The 3602-nt window shown below is 42.4% G+C and carries 3 protein-coding genes; all 3 read right to left on the reverse strand.

Annotated elements, in window-relative coordinates:
• Positions 1-2112 (reverse strand): AMP-binding protein (locus BV372_RS30355; RefSeq protein WP_086690555.1); only part of this gene is annotated, 2112 nt, incomplete at its 3' end.
• Positions 2113-2442: 330 nt separating this feature from the next.
• The gene (locus BV372_RS37245; protein WP_218776789.1) at positions 2443-2613 is read right to left on the reverse strand and encodes a hypothetical protein; all 171 of its coding nucleotides are present in this window, start codon (positions 2611-2613) and stop codon (positions 2443-2445) included.
• A 359-nt stretch (positions 2614-2972) separates the two neighbouring features.
• On the reverse strand, positions 2973-3602 hold a 630-nt coding region (locus BV372_RS30360), incomplete at its 5' end, for a thioesterase domain-containing protein (protein ID WP_256973551.1).

The raw sequence follows: 3602 nt of genomic DNA on the forward strand, positions 1-3602 counted from the left end.
TTCAAAGGCTATGATGCCGCCAAAAGAATAGCCACCGATATAATAGGGACCATTGGGTTGAACCTGACGAATTTCCTGAATGTAGTGAGTAGCCATTTCACTTAAATCAGTCAGAGGTGCTTGTTGGGCATCAATTCCTTTTGCTTGCAGCGCATAAACAGGTTGGTCTGGATGCAGATAACGCACCAAATCCCGATACAGCAGTACATTACCCCAAACTGGATGAATCAAAAATAGCGGTGGTCGAGAACCTTGTGCCCGAATTGCTACTAGGGATGAGCTAGATTCTGAAGATTCTGCACGACGAATTACATCAGCAAATTGCTCAACGGTGGGTGCTGGAATTAAGGTAGACAGAGGTAGACTATAGCCCAATTTCTGCTCAATTTTGTTGAACAGACTTACCGCTAGCAACGAGTCGCCACCTAACGCAAAGAAATTATCATAAATTCCTACCTGTTCGAGCTTCAGTACCTCAGCCCAAATTTCTGCTAGTACCTTCTCTACCTCAGTTCTGGGTGCAACGTAATTTGCTTGCAATTGCTCTTTGAGCTTTTGTGCCAAACCAATGCGCTGGAGTTTACCTGTGGGACCTTTGGGGATTTCTGCTACAAATACTATTTGATTTGGAACTTTGAAACCAGCCAGCTTGGCGGCGACAAATTCACGAATTTCCTTGTCAGTAACAGTAGCATTTGGCCGCAAGACAATTGCTGCTGCCAAATCCTCACCGAGAGTAGGGTGGGGAACTGCAAAGGCTACTGCTTGGTCTACGGCTGGGTGCTCTAGTAGCACGTCATCTATTTCCCTAGGAGCAATTTTTTCACCACCACGATTAATTTGCTCCTTCAGCCTACCTGTGAGGAACAGATAACCTTCGTCATCTACATAGCCTTGGTCTCCAGTTCTAAACCACCCGTTGGTAAAAGAGTTTTGATTAGCTACGGGATTATTTTCGTAAGCAAGCATCACATGGCCGCCCTGTACTACAATCTCCCCGACTTCATAAGGTTGTAGTAAATTACCGGTCTCATCCATGATGCCTAATTTCATGCCAGTAGCAATTCCTACTGAACCAGGTTTGCGCTGACGAGGTGGTAAAGGATTAAGCCCAATTATACAGCCCGTCTCAGTCATGCCGTAACCCTCTAGTACTGGAGCCTGGAAGAATTCTTCTAAGGCTTTCATGACTGGGCGTGGTAAGGCAGCACCTCCAGAACGAATAAATCGCAGTTTGGGAATGCTATCTAAGGTCTTATGAATATCAGTAGCATTCAAAATTGCTTGATGAATTGTCGGAACTGCTGAATACCAGGTTGCTTGCATGGCTTGTAGCCAGACAAAAAATTGCGAAACATCAAATCCAGGAGCACAAGCAACGCTCCCACCAGATGCGATAGAGGAAAGTATTGATATAAATAACCCCTGTACGTGAAACAGGGGCATAACGTTTAAGCAACAATCGTTTGGCCCTAACTCTAGTGCATTTTTAATAATGTCTGCTGCTATATACAAATTAGCTTGTGTTAGCGGCACAATTTTGGGACGGACAGTGGTTCCTGATGTATGCAAAACCAGAGCAATATCTTCATTCTGACTGTGAGTGCCCTCTACAGGAGGTAAGTTGGTTTCGCCTACCAGTTTAAAGATTCCGGCTTCTGCGTCCAACTGTGGCACTAGTTCAATAATTGGAATATTACGTGCTGCTGCAACTTGTCTGGCTATGGAATCTTTCCCTGATTGCACAATCAGGGCCTTGGCATTTAAATCTCCCAGGTAAAAATCAAATTGCTCAGCGCTATAAGCAGGATTGAGAGGGGCACTAGTGGTACAGGCAGCTACCGCCAAGAAAGCAGCAGCCATCTCTGGTCCATTAGGCAGTACAATGGCAACGCGATCGCCTACTCCTAATCCCATTGCATTTAAAGTTGCACTGACATTTTGGATATGGTCATAAAGGCGAGCGTATGTCAGAGGAAGACGACCAGGAGCGGCGATCGCTCTGGCAGCTGGATTTTTTTTGACACCATCTCTAACTAACTGCTCAATTGTCAAATTTGTTGAAGTACCAAAGATTGACTTGGCTCTCTCTTGTAACTCTTGTTTTGCCATTGGTCTTTAGTGTACTTAGAATTTCTATAGCTATTCGTCGCCGCTTTCTTTATAAAAAGCTATTAATAGATATACAGCTACTTACGGTATAATTTTTGCTCTTCATCAAGCCTTCAATACATAAATGTCATTATCCCGTAATTTATAAAGTAATGATAAAGAAATTGCATCTAGAGGGCTTGTCAAAATCGCCGATAATTAATATTTCTTATTAGCAAAAAATTTTTCAAAGCCTCTTCGCACTTGATTTATATTTATCTTAAATTAGTTGAATATAAGTTTTTCTCAAGAGAACAACATTATTTTTGTTACTCTAAGGAGAGAAAAATACTATGGCGATTGCTGATTCAAAATGTAGCGATATGTGCGATCGCCAGGGGTAATTGACACAGGTAAAAAATCAACAGCATAGCTGCTACCTAAAAATTCCTCTACCAAATTTCTAGTTATTGTTATTTGCCTAACAGCAAGTTTTGAGACATAGATTATGAATTTTGTCAAATCTTCTTCTTTCTTGATGTTGAGGTACTTACAGCAAATTTCAAGTTAATGAAGTACAGATCCTCAGCCTCAAATTCTAACTCCTGAATTCTGCTGTATGTGACTAATTGATCAGCTCTCACGCATTTAAGTTGTATATTTACGTGTGAAGGTTGTCATTAGACACTGCTCTAATACCCCAATTGGTATTACACCCATAAACATACTCATGTTTGTGGGTGTAAGCTCTTTAGTTTGCGATCATCCCAGTACTTAATCTACTCGTATAGATCGAGCTAACTCTCCCAAGAACACAGAATGTTTCTTACAGAGTTTAAGGGAACGTTGTGCCAGCGGAGATGGGAAAAAGTTTGCCATCTCTACATTGTTCTGTCAGTGTCGCTGAATTCGCGGCTAGGCTTGAGCACATCTACTTGTGCCTTATCTAAACAAGCCTGGAATTTTTCAGCGATCACCTGTACATTAGGTTCTTGGATGAGAGAGGCATGAGCACCAGGAACATGATGGAGTTCTACTCCGCCAGCCGCTAGCTTACCCCAGCCTAATTCCAAGTCAACATCTAACCCGACATTTTGCTGACTAGCGCGGAACAGAGTTACTTGACCTGGATAGATTGACGGTACATAGCTCTTGCCGGCTTGATTATTCGCCAAAGCCACTTTCAACAGTCGCAAATCTGGTAGTGAGCGTTTAATATAGCGCAAGTAAAATCGATAAAACATACTTGCTTTGCCAATCTGAAAATGCCAAAAGACCCTCTCCCATACATAAGTTAACTGGTCTTTGATGTTCAAACTCAAAAGTTTCCGTAGATGGAAAAAGCTGGCATCATCTGAGTTGGGAATCGGTTTAGCATAACCTGGAGATGAGACATCGAATACTGATAGTAGACCGATTTCCTCACCCTGAGCTTTTAGTTGTTGGGCAACTTCAAAGGCTATGATGCCGCCAAAAGAATAGCCACCGATATAATAGGGACCATTGGGTTG

The sequence above is a fragment of the Nostoc sp. T09 genome (assembly GCF_002154695.1).
Classification (GTDB): domain Bacteria; phylum Cyanobacteriota; class Cyanobacteriia; order Cyanobacteriales; family Nostocaceae; genus Aulosira.